Source organism: Actinomyces sp. oral taxon 849 str. F0330, from assembly GCF_000239715.1.
Lineage (GTDB): Bacteria > Actinomycetota > Actinomycetes > Actinomycetales > Actinomycetaceae > Actinomyces > Actinomyces johnsonii.
The window spans coordinates 23,026-36,732 of sequence record NZ_JH470351.1; the positions used below are offsets into that span (position 1 = coordinate 23,026).

Consider the following 13,707-nt stretch of genomic DNA (forward strand, 5'->3'; position numbering starts at 1 on the left):
TCTCCGACTCAGACTCCTCCGGCCACCGCCACAGCTCTCACCGGTGAAGTGGTCGAGGGCGTGGAGCCCGAACGGGTTCGGGTCGGCCGTGGTCGTGGCTGTGGCCGCGTCGGCTCGGTCGATGCCGCCCGTGAAGCGGGCGTCCTCAATGCGTCCGGCGCGGCCGACTCGCCCGGCTCGGCTGCGTGACTTCTGGCCGGAGCCGTGGGGAGGGCAGGGGCGCGGACGGCTTCGGTCTCCTTGGTGCTGGCCGACGCCGTCGGGATGCCGGAGGTCGGAGCCGTCGACGACGGCGCCCAGGACGCTGCCGAGGCCCTCACTGGTGCGGCGGTCGTCGGAGAGGCCGTTGTCTCGGGCGCTGCGGACGACGCCCGCGTGGAGGGGACGGGCTTGGAGTCCTGAGCGCGACGGCGCCGGGTGATGCGGCTGGGCGTCGGATCCTCGAAGGCACCGCTTCGGGTTTCGAGCGCCCGATGGCTCGTCGGGATCGTCTCGGGCGGTTGAGTCGGGGCCGTGCGAGACGTCGTCTCCGCAGACGGCGTTTGCCGGGCCGCTGCCGCCTGCCCCCGGGCGTCGGCAGAAGAGGCGGCGGATGGGCCATCGAGCGCGTCGGCCTGTGCCGCCTCGACGCTCGCAGCGGGCGATGGTTCGGTGCCGCTCGGCTGGTCGCCTTGCAGTGGGGCCAGGGGAGCGGGGATGGCCGATGCGGCCGCCGGCTCGTGAGGAGGAGCGAAGGAGGCTGCCGCGGAACTCATCACGTCAGTCGTCGCAGAAGTCCCGGTGTTCGCCGTGTGCGCTCCTCGATGCCCCGGGCTGAGGGGCGTCCACACGACGTCGGACTCGGGCAGTGCGGTGGATGCGGTAGTAGATGCGGTGGTGGATGCAGTCGTCGCCCCGGTCGCCGCCGCGGCCGTTTCGGTTGCCCTCGCCGAGGCCTCCCGCGCGACCCGGCTCTGGATCCGCCGCGAGCGCCGTCGGTGCCCTCCGGTGCTACTCGCAGCGCCTGCGGAGCTCACGGATCCCGTGGGGGCGGTGGAGTCGGCGAATTCAGCGGGGCCCGGGTAGTCGGCGGGCTTGACGATGTGGTCGAGGTCGTAGTGGGTGGGATCCTGCCCGGCGTTGCGCAGTACGTCCTCCAGGGGGCTGAGCAGCGCCAAGCGGAAGGCGGGGTCGACACAGCGGGCGTTGACCGCGCCCCAGATCTGGTCGGCGGTCAGGGACTCCTCGGAGGAGCCCAGGTCGTTGCGGATCGCGGTGACCAGGTCGGACTCCAGGCGCGCATAAGCCATGGCGTAGGCGCTGGGCCACGGTGCCTCGGGCCGATGGGTGCGCAGGAGGGCGAAGTTCCGCAGCGCCCGCAGCACCTCGTCCGAGCCGCCCACGAGCGCCCCCACCCGCAGGCGGTCCAGCGACTCGTTCTGCATCGTCCCCGTCCCTTCGGGGCCCAGCAGGTGCTTGGAGTCCTCGACGACCTCCTTCAGAAAGATCCGGTAGGCGGCGACGCTGTCGGGAGTCGTGCGCTCCTTGGTCATGGAGCGCAGCCTCTCGGCGGCATGGCGCGCCGCCAGACGGGCGGAGCTCGCCTCGGACTGCACCTCGTTGATCCGCGAGATGCTGGCCCGGGAGATCCGCGACGCCTCCTTGAGAGCTAGGTCCGCGTGCGCCGTCGAGCGCCGCGCGGCGACGACGGCGGCGATGGCGACCAGGATGGAGACGCCGGCTGCGATGGAGGCCACGGCGGCGACAACGGACAGATCCATGTCCCTATCCTGCCTGGAATCGGCTCGAGAGTGCCGCGAAAAAGGACCTCCCCAGATAGTCCCCAGAATGTCTGCGGGACACATTCAGACAAGTTGGTGCCGACTCTCACATTCGGGAGGCTTTCAGTCGGTGAGTGGTGGTACTGGCGCTCCATGCGCCCTCGGCGGCTCGAAGCGCATCCGTTCCCATGAGACCGCTGTGACCTGCACCGATGTGCACGAACTCGAGTCCTTGGGACCTCTGGCGGTACGGGACGGCCGGCAGCACGGTAGCGTCGCCGTTATGAAGAAACTCATCAACTCCGTTGACAACGTGGTCACGGACGCCCTGCGGGGCATGGCCGCCGCCCACCCCCACGAGCTCGACGTCGACCTCGACCAGCACATCGTCTACCGCCGCAGGCGAAAGGAGAAGGGCAAGGTCGCCATCATCTCCGGCGGCGGCAGCGGCCATGAGCCCCTCCACGGCGGCTTTGTGGGCACCGGCATGCTCGACGCCGCCTGCGCCGGCGAGATCTTCACCTCCCCGGTCCCCGACCAGATGGTCGCCGCCACCACCGCCGTCGACCGCGGCGCCGGAGTCCTGCACATCGTCAAGAACTACACCGGCGACGTCATGAACTTCGAGATGGCCGCCGAGATCGTCGACGCCGACTCCGGCATCCAGGTCGCCAGCGTCGTCACCAATGACGACGTCGCCGTTGAGGACTCCCTCTACACCGCCGGACGGCGCGGCGTGGGCGTGACCGTCATGGTGGAGAAGATCGCCGGCGCCGCTGCGGAGGAGGGCCGCCCGCTGGACGAGGTCGCCGGCATCGCCGCGCGCGTCAACGCCGCCGGCCGCTCCATGGGCATGGCACTGACCTCCTGCACCGTCCCGGCCAACGGCAAGCCCTCCTTCGATCTTCCTGCCGACGAGATGGAGATCGGCATCGGCATCCACGGCGAGCCCGGCCGCCACCGCGAGAAGGTCGCCCCCGCCGCCGAGGTCGCCGAGCGCCTCGTCACCCCGATCCTGGCGGAGCTGACATCGCTGGAGCTACCCGACGCCGCCGGCCCCGACGAGGGCGTCATCGCCATGGTCAACGGCATGGGCGCCACCCCGCTGCTCGAGCTCTACCTCATGTACGGCGAGATCGCCCGTCTCCTTCAGGGAGCCGGGATCACAGTGGCCCGCAACCTCGTAGGCAACTACATCACCAGCCTCGACATGGCCGGCTGCTCCCTGACCCTGGTGCGCGCCGACGCCGAGCTGCTGCGCCTGTGGGACGCCCCCGTCAATACCCCCGGCCTGCGCTGGGGCGCGTGAGGACCTGGCACAATCGGTTCGCCCGCGGTTCGTGCGGGCGCCCCGGAGGGAACTGAAGGAGGAGTGAGATGACAGCGGAAGCGGAATCCGCCCGTCAGACGCTGGGAGTAGCCGAGCTGGGAGCGTGGGTGCGCCGCAGCGCCGAGCTCATCGCCGAGCATGCCGAAGAGCTCACCGAGCTGGACGCCGCCATCGGCGACGCCGACCACGGAACCAATATGAAGCGCGGCCTGGCCGCAGCGGCCGACGCGGTGGAGGCCGGCGGCTTCACCAGCGCCGACGCCCTGCTCAAGAAGGTCGGCATGACCCTGGTCTCCACCGTCGGGGGTGCCTCGGGCCCCCTGTACGGAACCTTCTTCCTGCGCACCGGCGGCGCCTTGGCGGGGCGGGGCGGCGACCTGGGACGTCTTGACGCTCAGGCGCTCGTGGACGGTCTGGAGGCCGGGATCGGCGGCATCGCCGCCCGCGGCCGCGCCACCACAGGGGAGAAGACCATGCTCGACGCCTGGAGTCCGGCCCTGGAGGCACTGCGCGCCCACCCTGACGACCTCGGCGCGGGCGTCGCTGCCGCTGCACGGGCCGCCGCCGAGGGCCGCGACGCCACCGAGCCGATGGTGGCCACCAAGGGACGGGCCTCCTACCTGGGGGAGCGCTCGGCCGGCCACATCGACCCCGGTGCCGCCTCCACCGCCCTCCTCCTGGCGGCCCTCGACGACGTCGTAGCCGGAAGGACGGCGTGATGCCCGTGAACCCCGCAAACCCTGCCGGCCCTGCGACGACTTCTGGGACGGCGCAGTCGAGCGGCGCCCCGGTGAGCGTCGGCATCGTCCTGGTCTCCCACTCCCGTTCCCTGGCAGAGTCCGCCCTCGACCTGGCGCGCCGACTCATCGTGGCCGTCGACGTCCCCGTCGAGCTCGCCGCAGGGCTGGCCGACGGCGCGCTGGGCACTGATCCCGGCCTGATCGTCTCCGTCGTCGAGCAGCTCGCCGCCCGGTGCACCGGTGTCCTGGTCCTGGCGGATCTGGGCAGCGGGATCATGAGCGCGGAGATGGCCCTCGAGATGCTCGACCCGGCCGTGGCAGAGCGGGTTCGGCTCTCCGCGGCGCCCTTCGTTGAGGGTCTGCTGGGCGCCTACGGCGCAGCCGGGATCGGCAAGGACCTTGAGGCGGTGGTCGCCGAGGCCGACGGCGCCGCCGAGGCCAAGCGCTCCCAGGTCGCCGCCCTCTGACGCCGTCTGAGAGCCTCTCGGAGCGGCGCTGAGTTACACCGTGCCGCTCATGCGCGGTTGGCGAAGCGCTCCAGGAGGGCGGCGTCTCCGCCGACGACGAGCACGTCCTCGGCCGAGACCAGCGTATCCGGGGTGGCGTACTCGAAGGGCTCGCCCGGGCTCATCAGGCCGAAGACCGTCACCCCGTAGCGCGAGCGCACCTTGGACTGTCCGATGGTGAATCCGTGCAGCTCCATGGGCGGACGCATCTTGACGATGGTGAAGCCGCTCTTCTCCATCTCGATGTAGTCGAGCATGCGGCCCGAGACGAGGTGGGCGGCGCGCTGCCCGGCGTCGAACTCGGGGTAGACGACGTGGTGGGCGCCAATACGCCGCAGGATGCGGCCGTGGGCCCGGGAGATCGCCTTGGCCCAGATCTGGGGGGTCTCCAGATCCACGAGGTTGCCGGTGATGAGGACGGAGGCCTCCAAGGAGGTCGCCACCCCTACGACCGCCGTGCCGAACTCGGTGGCGCCCAGCTGCTCGAGGGCCTCCACGTCCGTGGCATCGGCCTCCACCAACGGGATGCGGCCGGTCCACTGGCGCACGATCGCGGGATTGGCCTCCACGGCCAGGACCTCGCGCCCCAGCCGGTCCAGGGTCGCGGCGACGGCGGAGCCGAAGCGCCCCAGCCCTATGACGAGCGTGGAGTCGGTGCGCGAGGGCGGGGCAGGCATGAAGTCTCCTGAGGTCGGCCGTTGGACGGTGAGCCCTACGCTACCGCGTGCGGCGGCGGCGCAGGCTCAGGCCGATCCCACAGGCGACCAGCAACGCTGCGGCCCCGGCCAGGATCCAGGCCATCATCGTGAAGCCGCCGGCGTAGGCCTCGATCCGGGCCCGGTCGATGAGCTGGGCTTTGAGGGCCTCGATGATCTGCTTGCCCGCGGGCGACTGGGGCAGGGCCCGGGCCCGCATCATCGCCTCCATGGCGGCGGCCCTGACCTCTTCGGTGTGGTCGGCCACGTAGTCCTCGGCGTGCTGGGTGGCGTAGGAGGTCATGAGCGCGACCCCGAAGGATCCTCCGATCTGCTGGGCGGCGCTCAGGATCGCCGAGGCCAGCCCGGTCCGCTTGGCTTCCACCCCGCGGGTGCCGGAGTTGAAGGTGACCGGCATTGTCAGCCCCAGGCCGATGCCGAAGACGATGAGGCCGGGCAGGGCGACCTGGGAGTAGGTCGAATCCGTCGTCATGCGCGAGAAGATGAGGAAGGAGCCGGTCAGGACCGCCAGCCCCAGCGGCAGAGTGCCGCGCGCTCCGAGCCTGGGCACGATGATGCGCCCGGCCGGGATGGCGGTGGCCACCAGGGCGACGACCATGGGCAGGAAGACCACTCCGCTCTTGAAGGGCGAGTAGCCGAAGTGGTTCTGCATGTAGTAGGTCAGGTAGATGATCGCCCCCATCTGGGCGGCCCCGGCGATGAACTGCGCGGCATAGGAGGCGGCCCGCACCGGCATCGCCATCATCGACAGGGGCAGTACCGGGCGGCTCGCCAAGCGCTCGCGGACCACGAACAGCACCGCGGCGACGCCGCCGAGCGCAAGCCAGGTGACGGTCGACGTCGCGGTCCAGGAGGTCTGCTGAGCCCGGTCGAGCCCATAGACGGCGCTGAAGCAGGCCCCGCAGCCCAGGACCAGACCGGTCAGGTCGTCGTAGATGCGCGAGCCGCGGTCGCGCTGGTCGGCCGGTGGCAGGCTGCGCTGCCCGATGAGCAGGGCCGCAGCGGCCAGGAAGATGTTGATGTAAAGCGCCCAGCGCCAGCTGAGCCAGTCGGTCAGGGCCCCGCCGACGAGTAGCCCGACAGCCGCCCCCAGCCCGCCAGTGGCGCCGAAGATCGCGAAGACCCGCTCGCGCTCGGTGCGCTCGGTGAAGGTGACGTTGAGTAGCGACTGCGAGGTGGGGGCAAGCAGTGCCCCGAAGCAGCCCTGGGCGACCCGGGCGACCAGTAGGACGGGGAAGGACGTCGCCATGCCTGCCGCCAGGCTGGCCACGCCGAAACCGACCAGGCCGATCTGGTAGGAGCGGCGAATGCCCGCCACGGCGCAGAGCCTGCCGCCGAAGAGCACCAGGCCGCCGAAGGCCAGGCTGTAGCCGGTGACCGTCCAGGGGCTCTGGGACACGGTCATTCCCAGGTCCTCCTGCATCCGCGGCAGGGCGATCGCGATGATCGTCAGATCCAGGACGATCATCAGCTGGGTGAGGACGGCGCTGACCATGACCGCGCGGCGGTTGGGGCGTCGCTGCTGAGAAGAGGGGGCCGACGACGGTGCTGAGGAGGGCGCCGAGGACTTCGGTGCCGCCTCCCCCTGTGCCTGCTCGCCGCGCTCCTCGAGGACGGACTTCAACGTGGATGTCATCGCGAACCTCCATAACAAAATGATCGTTTTCGTTTGCGCTCGGGAGTCTAGGTTCGCCGCCGTCAGCAGTCAACAACGATCGTTTCGATTTGGAGTGTTCTGAGTCGCTTATCCTGAACTCATGCCACGAGTGACCGCCGCTCATCGGAGACGTCAGAGAGCCCGAATCCTGCAGGCTGCCGAAGAGTGCTTCGCCCGCAGCGGCTTCCAGGCCGCCTCCATGGATGAGGTCATTGCCGCAGCCGGGATGTCGTCGTCGACCGTGTACCGCTACTTCCCCGAGGGCAAGCGCTCTCTCATGCGTGAGGTCTTGACCCGGCGGATGGGCCCGCTCGTCGAGCGGATCAGACAGCTCGCCGAGTCCGAGGCGCTGCCCGACTTCAAGCAGGGATTCATCGAGACGCTCGTCCTGCTCAATTTCGAGCACGACGACGTCGAGCAAGATGCCGTCGAGACCGCCTCAGGACGGGCCTCCGCTCGGCGAGGCGAGGTCCGCCAAGATGCTGACGACGTCGAACTGAGCGCCTGGGCACCACTGGCCTATCACGCCTGGGGCGAGCTGACTCGTGACCCCGAGATGCGCGTCATGGTCCAGGAGAACTACTACGATATCCGCAGCGGCCTCGTCCACCTGTGCCGCAACGGGCAGAGGGCTGGAACGATCTCCACTCGCTTGAACCCCGAGCAGCTGGCCTCCCTGATCCAGAGCGTGTCCTTCGGTCTGATCGTCGAGCAGCTCATCACCGGCCGCGCGGATGTGGATAGTGCGGCCGCGACCCTCGGACACCTGCTCGCCCCGGACGGGCCGGAACCCGAGGCGAGCTGATCGTTCCCGCTGGTGTTTGCGGGCCGCCGGGGCGAGCGAGTGCGGAATCGGCCGGCGGCGCTAGCCGATCATCGGGCTGGCCTCGGGCATCCGGATGACGCGGCGCCGCTCGCGCAGTGCCAGGGCGCTGGCCGCCGTCATCGTGCCCACGCGGCCGACGAACATGAGCGCCACGATGACGTACTTGGCGCTTGCGGGAAGAGTCGGAGTGATTCCCGTGGATAGGCCCACGGTTGCGAACGCGCTGATGACTTCGAAGAGGATCCGGTCCAGGGACAGGTTGGTCATCTGCAGGAGCAGGAGCGTGGCGAGCCCGATGACACTGGCGCCGATGAAGGCCACCGCCACGCTCAGGCGCACGGTCGAGGGCGTGATGCGCCGACCGAAGGCCTCGATGTCCTGGTCGCCACGAGCCTCGGCGAAGATCGCCAGGAGCAGGACCGCGAAAGTGGAGACCTTGATGCCGCCAGCCGTCGAGGCCGAGCCGCCGCCGACGAACATGAGGGCGTCCTGAAGGAACCAGGTGGCCTCGTGCATGTGCTCGGGCGGAATCGTGGACAGTCCCGAGGAGCGGGCGTTGACGCCGTTGATCAGAGCGGTCATGATCTTGCCGCCCGTGGGCAGTGCCCCGTAGGTGAGGGGGTTGTTCCACTCGAAGACGGCGATGGCGACGGTCGAGGCGATGGTGAGGGCCACATAGGTCGTCAGGGTCAGCTTCGTGTGCAGGCTCCACGTCCGGGGCCTGCGTCGTCGGCCCATGATGTCCAGGATGACGGGGAAACCGACGGCGCCCATGAAGGTCCCCAGGATGATCGGCAGGCCGATCCACCAGTCGGTGGCGTAGGCGCCCAGGCCCTCGGGCATGATGACGAAACCGGCATTGTTGAAGATTGACAGCCCCATGAAGGCCGCGTACCACAAGGCGTGCCCCACATCGAGGCCGTGACCCAGGAAGCGGGGCAGCAGCATGAGGGTGAGGAGGAGCTCGCAGCCGGTGGCCGTGTAGATGACGGCGCGCAGGAGACGGCCCACCTCGCCCAGGCGCGACTGGTTCTCCGAGGCGGCCAGCATCCGCTGAGTCAGTCCCACGTGGCGCGATACCGCCAGTGACAGCAGCGAGGCCAGGGTCATGACTCCCAGGCCGCCCACGGCGGCGGCCAGGATAATGACGACGTGCCCGAAGGTGGACCAGTAGGCGGCCGTGTCCACAGTGCTCAGACCCGTGACGCACGCCGCTGAGGTGGCGGTGAACAGGGCGTCGAGGAAGTCGGCTTGCTTCCCACTCGCCGTGGCAATCGGAAGGCTGAGCAGAAGCGTGACCACCATGATGATGGCGGCGAAGACGGTAACCGCCAGCCGGGCCGGGTAGAACCTGGCCGCCCGCGCGATCTGGCCGAGCGGCTCCATGTGCCGGAGCAACCGGCGCAACCCGGTGGGCTCCGTGGCTGGCAGCGGGGGCCGAACGGGTGGCTCATCGGCCCTGTCGTCCTCGGCCGGGCGCTTCCTTCGCCCCTTCCACGGATGGCCGATGACGCTCACGAACGGAGCGTGCCAGTGCGCCTGGCGGCGCCCGCCGGCGCGCGAGCCGTCTTCGGATCCGCCCTGGGACCCGCGGCGGGGCTCGGGCTCGTCTGCGGTGTCTGTCTGGGGCACGGTCGCCATTGTGGTCCTGTTGGTGCGGCTTCGTCACGTTCTCGGATGTCGGGTGGTGGGCGGCGGGCGTGCCAGGGCGTCGTCGGGCCCGTGGGGAGGTGATAGTCGGCGCGGTCCTCAACTGGGAAACTGAGGATGTGGCAGCGATAATTGATGCCCCAGTGTGAAATGCGACGCGTGTGGCGATTGGGGTCCAAGAATTCCTGTGCGATGGCTGGTACGGCGTTATATTGGCGGTGTTCCTGCCCCGTCGGGGCCCCTGCGACGAACGGACCTCAAGCTCATGGCACCGGGCCTTCCCACATCCCCCAGCGCCTCCGGCGCCCCCTCGTTCCTCACCGTGGCTGAGGTGGCGGCGATGCTGCGCGTGTCCAAGATGACCGTCTACCGAATGGTGCACTCCGGCGACCTTCCTGCGATGCAGGTCGGGCGCTCCTTCCGCGTCCCCGAGCGCGCCGTTCACGAGTACCTGGCCGCCGGACTGGGTGACTGGGGCCACGATGCGTCGGAGGCATCAGGGTCCTAGGACCCGCTAGACTCGGGCGGTCACCTGCGTGGTCGGCCGCTGAGCCTCACGCGCCGACCAATCGCCCCATGGCATAACCCTCGCCGGCCCGCCTCGGCCCGCAGGGAGGGTCTGCGGGCACTACGAAGCGAACTGCGAGGAGATCTCATGGGATCCGTCATCAAGAAGCGCCGCAAGCGCATGGCCAAGAAGAAGCACCGCAAGCTGCTTCGCAAGACACGCCACCAGCGTCGCAACAAGAAGTGAGGCGAGCGGCCCGTCCGCGCCTCGGGGCTCCGTGCACACCGCTGGTGTGAGCGGGGCCCTGCTTGTCTCTCATGAGGAACTGACCAGGAAGAGCGGAGACCTCCGTTGACCACCGCCCCAGATGACCGCACCCCCATTGATCCGTCGGATGCTGCGCCGACTGCGCCGTCGAGAGAGCCGCAGCTGGTGGAGGGTGACTGCACCATCCCGCTGAGCGCCGACGTCGACCCCTCGGCCTGGCCCGAGCCCGTCCAGGCCCTGGCGCACGCGCCCGGGTCCGGCGTGCGGCCGACCAGGCTGGCCGAGCTGACCACCCTGCGCGTGGGCGGCCCAGTGGGCAGTTACGTCGAGGCCACCACCCAGAGCGAGTTGACCGAGGCGATCCGCGAGGCGGATGCCGCGGGCACCCCCGTCCTCGTCGTCGGAGGTGGTTCCAACATCATGGCCTCCGACGCCGGCTTCGACGGGCTCGTCATCCGCGACGCCCGCGCCGAGGTCTCGCTCGTCTCGGACTCGATGTGCGGGGGCGTCGAGGTCACGGCCACCGCCGGCACCACCTGGGACGACCTGGTGCGCGAGGCCATCGCGAGCCAGTGGGCCGGATTTGCGCCCCTGTCCGGGATCCCCGGTACGGTCGGGGCCGCCCCGGTGCAGAACATCGGGGCCTACGGCGCCGAGGTCGCCGAGCTCATCGCCAGCGTGCGAGCCTGGGACCGCCTGCGCAACCGGGTGGTCTGGCTTGCCCTCGGCGAGCTGGGACTGGCCTACCGCGACTCCCGTCTCAAGCAGTCCCTCACCGACGCCGAGGCCGGCGGCGGGCGCCTGTGGGGGCCGACCGGGCGCTGGGTGATCCTGGACGCCACCTTCGCCGTGCGGCAGGGCTCCCTGTCCTCCCGCGTTGCCTACTCCCAGTTGGTCGGCGCTCTCGGCGTCGAACTGGGCGAGCGCGTGCCCGAGCGCGAGCTGCGCGAGGCGGTTCTTGAACTGCGCCGCTCCAAGGGGATGGTTCTCGATGACGCTGACCACGACACCTGGTCGGCCGGCTCCTTCTTCACTAACCCGATCCTGACCACGGCCGAGGCCGAGCGCCTGCCCGCGGATGCTCCCCGCTTCCCGGTCACCGACCACTCCCAGGTGGTGCTCGGCACCAAGGAGGCCCCCGTCGTCGAGGGCCTGGTCAAGACCAGCGCCGCCTGGCTCATCGACCATGCCGGCTTCACCAAGGGCTTCACCGTGGAGACCGGGGCTCCGGCCGGGCTGTCCACCAAGCACGTCCTGGCCCTGACCAACCGGGGCGGCGCCACCGGCGCGGACCTGGCACGCCTGCGCGATACCGTGGTGGCCGGCGTCCGTGAGCGCTACGGCATCACCCTCGTGCCCGAGCCTGTCCAGGTCGGCTTCTAGACTCCCGGCTCGAGCGGGCTGGAGGCCTCGGCTCAGTCGGTCTCGGGATTCGTGGCCGGGTCGGGAGCCGCCAGCCAGGCGTCCACCTCGGCCAGCCAGGCCCGCTTGGCCGTCAGCGAGGCCAATGAGGCGCGGATCGAGGCGCGGGCCAGCTCGGCCAACTCGACGTCGTCACAGCCCTGGGCCCGGGCGATCTCGTACTGGTCGACGAGTCGGGACTGGAAGAGCAGCGGATCGTCGGCGCTCAGGGCGATCTGCGCGCCGTGACTCATGAGCGTGCGCAGGGGAACGTCGTCGGGGCTGCGGTAGACGCCCAGGCTCACGTTGGAGGCGGGGCAGACCTCGAGGCTGATGCCGGCGGCGACGATCGCGTCCAGCAGCGCGGGATCCTCGCTGGCGCGCACCCCGTGGCCCAGTCGCGTGGGGCCGAGCGCGGAGACGACGTCGCGCAGGTGGTCGGGTCCCAGGAGCTCTCCGCCGTGCGGCATGGAAGCGAGGCCGCCCCTGCGGGCGATGGCGAAGGCCCGCTCCCAGGAGGAGGTCTGTCCGGCGCGCTCGTCGTTGGACAGGCCGAAGCCGACCACCTCTCCCGGCTGATCCCCGGCGTAGCGCACCGCCAGGCGGGCGAGCGTGCGGGCATCCAAGGGGTGGCGCATCCGGGAGGCCGCCACGATGACGGCCACCTCCACGCCGGTCAGGGTGGTGGCCTGTTCGGCGGCGTCGAGGATGATCTCCAGGGCGGGGGTGATCCCGCCGACGAAGGGGGCGTAGCTGGTGGGGTCGACCTGGATCTCCAAGCGGCGCGAGCCCTCGGCGGCGTCATCGAGCGCGGCCTCCAGGACGATGCGTCGCATGACCTCCTCGGTGCGAACCAGAGCCCTGGCGGTGTCGTAGGCGCGCTGGAAGCGGAACCAGCCGCGCCGGTCAGCGGGTACGTGCAGAGGGTCTCCGTCCAGGAAGCTGGAGGGCAGGCGCGTGCGCGTGGAGGAGGCCAGCTCGATGAGGGTGTCCAGGCGCATCGAACCCGTGAAGTGCAGGTGCAGGTGCGCTTTGGGTAGGGCGGCGAGGTCGCGCATGGGTGGATTCTTCCACGTTCCTGCCGATCGCCTCGCCCGCGACAGTCTTCAGCAGAGCAGACGGGTTCTTCCGCTGTTGCCGAACACCAATGGTCGTTTTAGCGGCGAACCATCAGGTGGGTGGGGCACACTAACTGTCATGAACCACTCGTCGGCGTCCCAGGAGCCCGAGGAGGTGGCCCTGTTGACGGGGCCGCGCGCAGCCTCCGTGCTCTCCGCCGCCCTCGCCCCGGCGGGTCAGCGTCTGGCCAGCTGGGAGGTCCACTCGGTCCATCACCGTCCTGGAGCGGGAGTGTCCGTGGGGTACACGGCTGTTGTCGTCGCCCCCAATGGGCGCTCCACCACTGAGTACCTGTGCGCGACGACGGCGCGCCTGTCCAACCCGCATGCCCCGGGCCTGACCCGGGTGGCCCCCACCGGTGGGGACGGCCCTGCGGTCCACGTGTGGCGTCACCCGGCTGACCCTGAGCTGCCGGGGCTGGTGGTGGCCTGTACTCCTTCACTGCTCTCGGCACGGATCGGCACTCAGGTCAAGGCGACCATGGTCGCCTACCGGCCCACGCGCCGTGCCGTCGTGCGCGCAACCTTCCCGGATGAGACGACCGCCTACGCCAAGGTCCTGCGTCCGAGTCAGGCCCCGTCCTTCGCCCAGCGCCACCGCCTGCTGACGGCCTCCGGAGTGCCGGCGCCCGAGGTCCTGCGAGAGGATCCTGACGGGCTCGTGCTCCTATCCACGGGGCGTGGTGTGGCCCTGTCGGGCCTGCTGTCCCAGGGGATGAGCGTCTCGCGCAGCGAGCGCGTCTTCAACGGCCTCATCTCGCTGCTGGACGCTCTGCCGGCCAGTGCCATGCAGCTTCCCGCGCACGCCGCCTGGTCCGAGCGGGCCCGCCACTACGCGCACGCCGCCGCTACGGTCCTGCCCGAGCATGCCGCCCGAGCCCGGGCCGTGGCCGAGGGGGTCGAGCAGCTCATGGCCAGCTCCGACACCGGTCGGCCGATGCCGGTCCACGGAGACTTCTACGAGGCGAACGTCCTCATGGAGGGAGAAGCCGTCACCAGCCTGCTCGATGTCGACTCCCTGGGACCCGGTTACCGGGTCGACGACCTGGCCTGCCTGCTCGGTCACGTTAGCGTCCTGGATCACCTGGCACCCGCCTCCTACCCGAAGCTGCGTCCCATCCTGGAAACCTGGACCCGTATGGCCGAGCAACAGGTCGACCCGGTCTCGCTGCGCGCCCGCTGCGCCGGTGTCGTCCTGTCCCTGGTGGCCGGGGCTCGGCGCGAGGAC

The 13,707-nt window shown here is 70.2% G+C and carries 13 protein-coding genes; 8 read left to right on the top strand and 5 right to left on the bottom strand.

The window, feature by feature from the left end; genetic code table 11:
* Positions 1-8: 8 nt before the first annotated feature.
* Complete coding sequence (locus tag HMPREF0975_RS05875) at positions 9-1,760, bottom strand: hypothetical protein (protein ID WP_009233231.1); 1,752 nt, start codon at positions 1,758-1,760, stop codon at positions 9-11.
* Positions 1,761-2,043: 283 nt separating this feature from the next.
* On the opposite strand from HMPREF0975_RS05875, the gene dhaK reads away from it, so the two are divergent.
* From dhaK to dhaM, 3 genes are all read left to right on the top strand, one after another.
* The gene (gene dhaK / locus HMPREF0975_RS05880) at positions 2,044-3,069 is read left to right on the top strand and encodes a dihydroxyacetone kinase subunit DhaK (protein WP_049939581.1); all 1,026 of its coding nucleotides are present in this window, start codon (positions 2,044-2,046) and stop codon (positions 3,067-3,069) included.
* A 68-nt stretch (positions 3,070-3,137) separates the two neighbouring features.
* On the top strand, positions 3,138-3,809 hold the full coding sequence (dhaL, locus tag HMPREF0975_RS05885; RefSeq protein ID WP_009233233.1) for a dihydroxyacetone kinase subunit DhaL: 672 nt from the start codon (positions 3,138-3,140) through the stop codon (positions 3,807-3,809).
* Complete coding sequence (gene dhaM, locus HMPREF0975_RS05890) at positions 3,809-4,297, top strand: dihydroxyacetone kinase phosphoryl donor subunit DhaM (protein WP_009233234.1); 489 nt, start codon at positions 3,809-3,811, stop codon at positions 4,295-4,297. Before dhaL ends, dhaM begins: the two co-directional genes overlap by 1 nt.
* A 47-nt stretch (positions 4,298-4,344) precedes the next feature.
* Here dhaM and HMPREF0975_RS05895 read toward each other — a convergent pair whose 3' ends face one another.
* Together HMPREF0975_RS05895 and HMPREF0975_RS05900 are read right to left on the bottom strand one after the other, a co-directional pair.
* Positions 4,345-5,013 (bottom strand): potassium channel family protein, encoded by a 669-nt coding sequence (locus HMPREF0975_RS05895; RefSeq protein WP_009233235.1) that lies wholly within the window; start codon positions 5,011-5,013, stop codon positions 4,345-4,347.
* A 40-nt stretch (positions 5,014-5,053) separates the two neighbouring features.
* The gene (locus HMPREF0975_RS05900) at positions 5,054-6,688 is read right to left on the bottom strand and encodes an MFS transporter (RefSeq protein ID WP_009233236.1); all 1,635 of its coding nucleotides are present in this window, start codon (positions 6,686-6,688) and stop codon (positions 5,054-5,056) included.
* 121 nt (positions 6,689-6,809) lie between these two features.
* On the opposite strand from HMPREF0975_RS05900, the gene HMPREF0975_RS05905 reads away from it, so the two are divergent.
* Positions 6,810-7,514: a TetR family transcriptional regulator gene (locus HMPREF0975_RS05905; protein WP_009233237.1), complete on the top strand. Its 705-nt coding sequence runs from the start codon at positions 6,810-6,812 to the stop codon at positions 7,512-7,514.
* Between the two features lie 60 nt (positions 7,515-7,574).
* On the opposite strand, the gene HMPREF0975_RS05910 is transcribed toward HMPREF0975_RS05905, so the two are convergent.
* The gene (locus tag HMPREF0975_RS05910) at positions 7,575-9,176 is read right to left on the bottom strand and encodes a TrkH family potassium uptake protein (protein ID WP_009233238.1); all 1,602 of its coding nucleotides are present in this window, start codon (positions 9,174-9,176) and stop codon (positions 7,575-7,577) included.
* Positions 9,177-9,450: 274 nt separating this feature from the next.
* On the opposite strand from HMPREF0975_RS05910, the gene HMPREF0975_RS05915 reads away from it, so the two are divergent.
* From HMPREF0975_RS05915 to HMPREF0975_RS05920, 3 genes are all read left to right on the top strand, one after another.
* Positions 9,451-9,693: a helix-turn-helix domain-containing protein gene (locus HMPREF0975_RS05915; RefSeq protein ID WP_003784138.1), complete on the top strand. Its 243-nt coding sequence runs from the start codon at positions 9,451-9,453 to the stop codon at positions 9,691-9,693.
* A gap of 147 nt (positions 9,694-9,840) precedes the next feature.
* Positions 9,841-9,939 (top strand): 30S ribosomal protein bS22, encoded by a 99-nt coding sequence (locus HMPREF0975_RS14780; protein WP_003792170.1) that lies wholly within the window; start codon positions 9,841-9,843, stop codon positions 9,937-9,939.
* Positions 9,940-10,044: 105 nt separating this feature from the next.
* A complete protein-coding gene (locus HMPREF0975_RS05920) occupies positions 10,045-11,343 on the top strand; it encodes a UDP-N-acetylmuramate dehydrogenase (protein ID WP_083840738.1) in 1,299 nt (432 codons plus the stop codon).
* A gap of 32 nt (positions 11,344-11,375) precedes the next feature.
* Here HMPREF0975_RS05920 and HMPREF0975_RS05925 read toward each other — a convergent pair whose 3' ends face one another.
* Positions 11,376-12,419, bottom strand: a complete 1,044-nt coding sequence (locus HMPREF0975_RS05925) for an adenosine deaminase (protein WP_009233240.1) — start codon at positions 12,417-12,419, stop codon at positions 11,376-11,378.
* A gap of 139 nt (positions 12,420-12,558) precedes the next feature.
* Here HMPREF0975_RS05925 and HMPREF0975_RS05930 point away from each other — a divergent pair.
* The coding region (locus HMPREF0975_RS05930; RefSeq protein ID WP_009233241.1) for a phosphotransferase at positions 12,559-13,707 on the top strand (1,149 nt) is incomplete at its 3' end.

Coding starts and splice junctions, on each gene's coding strand:
- HMPREF0975_RS05905 (WP_009233237.1), top strand. CDS start 6,810: ATGCCACGAGTGACCGCCGCTCATCGGAGACGTCAGAGAGCCCGAATC.
- HMPREF0975_RS14780 (WP_003792170.1), top strand. CDS start 9,841: ATGGGATCCGTCATCAAGAAGCGCCGCAAGCGCATGGCCAAGAAGAAG.
- dhaM (WP_009233234.1), top strand. CDS start 3,809: ATGCCCGTGAACCCCGCAAACCCTGCCGGCCCTGCGACGACTTCTGGG.
- dhaL (WP_009233233.1), top strand. CDS start 3,138: ATGACAGCGGAAGCGGAATCCGCCCGTCAGACGCTGGGAGTAGCCGAG.
- HMPREF0975_RS05875 (WP_009233231.1), bottom strand. CDS start 1,760: ATGGATCTGTCCGTTGTCGCCGCCGTGGCCTCCATCGCAGCCGGCGTC.
- dhaK (WP_049939581.1), top strand. CDS start 2,044: ATGAAGAAACTCATCAACTCCGTTGACAACGTGGTCACGGACGCCCTG.
- HMPREF0975_RS05925 (WP_009233240.1), bottom strand. CDS start 12,419: ATGCGCGACCTCGCCGCCCTACCCAAAGCGCACCTGCACCTGCACTTC.
- HMPREF0975_RS05895 (WP_009233235.1), bottom strand. CDS start 5,013: ATGCCTGCCCCGCCCTCGCGCACCGACTCCACGCTCGTCATAGGGCTG.
- HMPREF0975_RS05915 (WP_003784138.1), top strand. CDS start 9,451: ATGGCACCGGGCCTTCCCACATCCCCCAGCGCCTCCGGCGCCCCCTCG.
- HMPREF0975_RS05900 (WP_009233236.1), bottom strand. CDS start 6,688: ATGACATCCACGTTGAAGTCCGTCCTCGAGGAGCGCGGCGAGCAGGCA.
- HMPREF0975_RS05910 (WP_009233238.1), bottom strand. CDS start 9,176: ATGGCGACCGTGCCCCAGACAGACACCGCAGACGAGCCCGAGCCCCGC.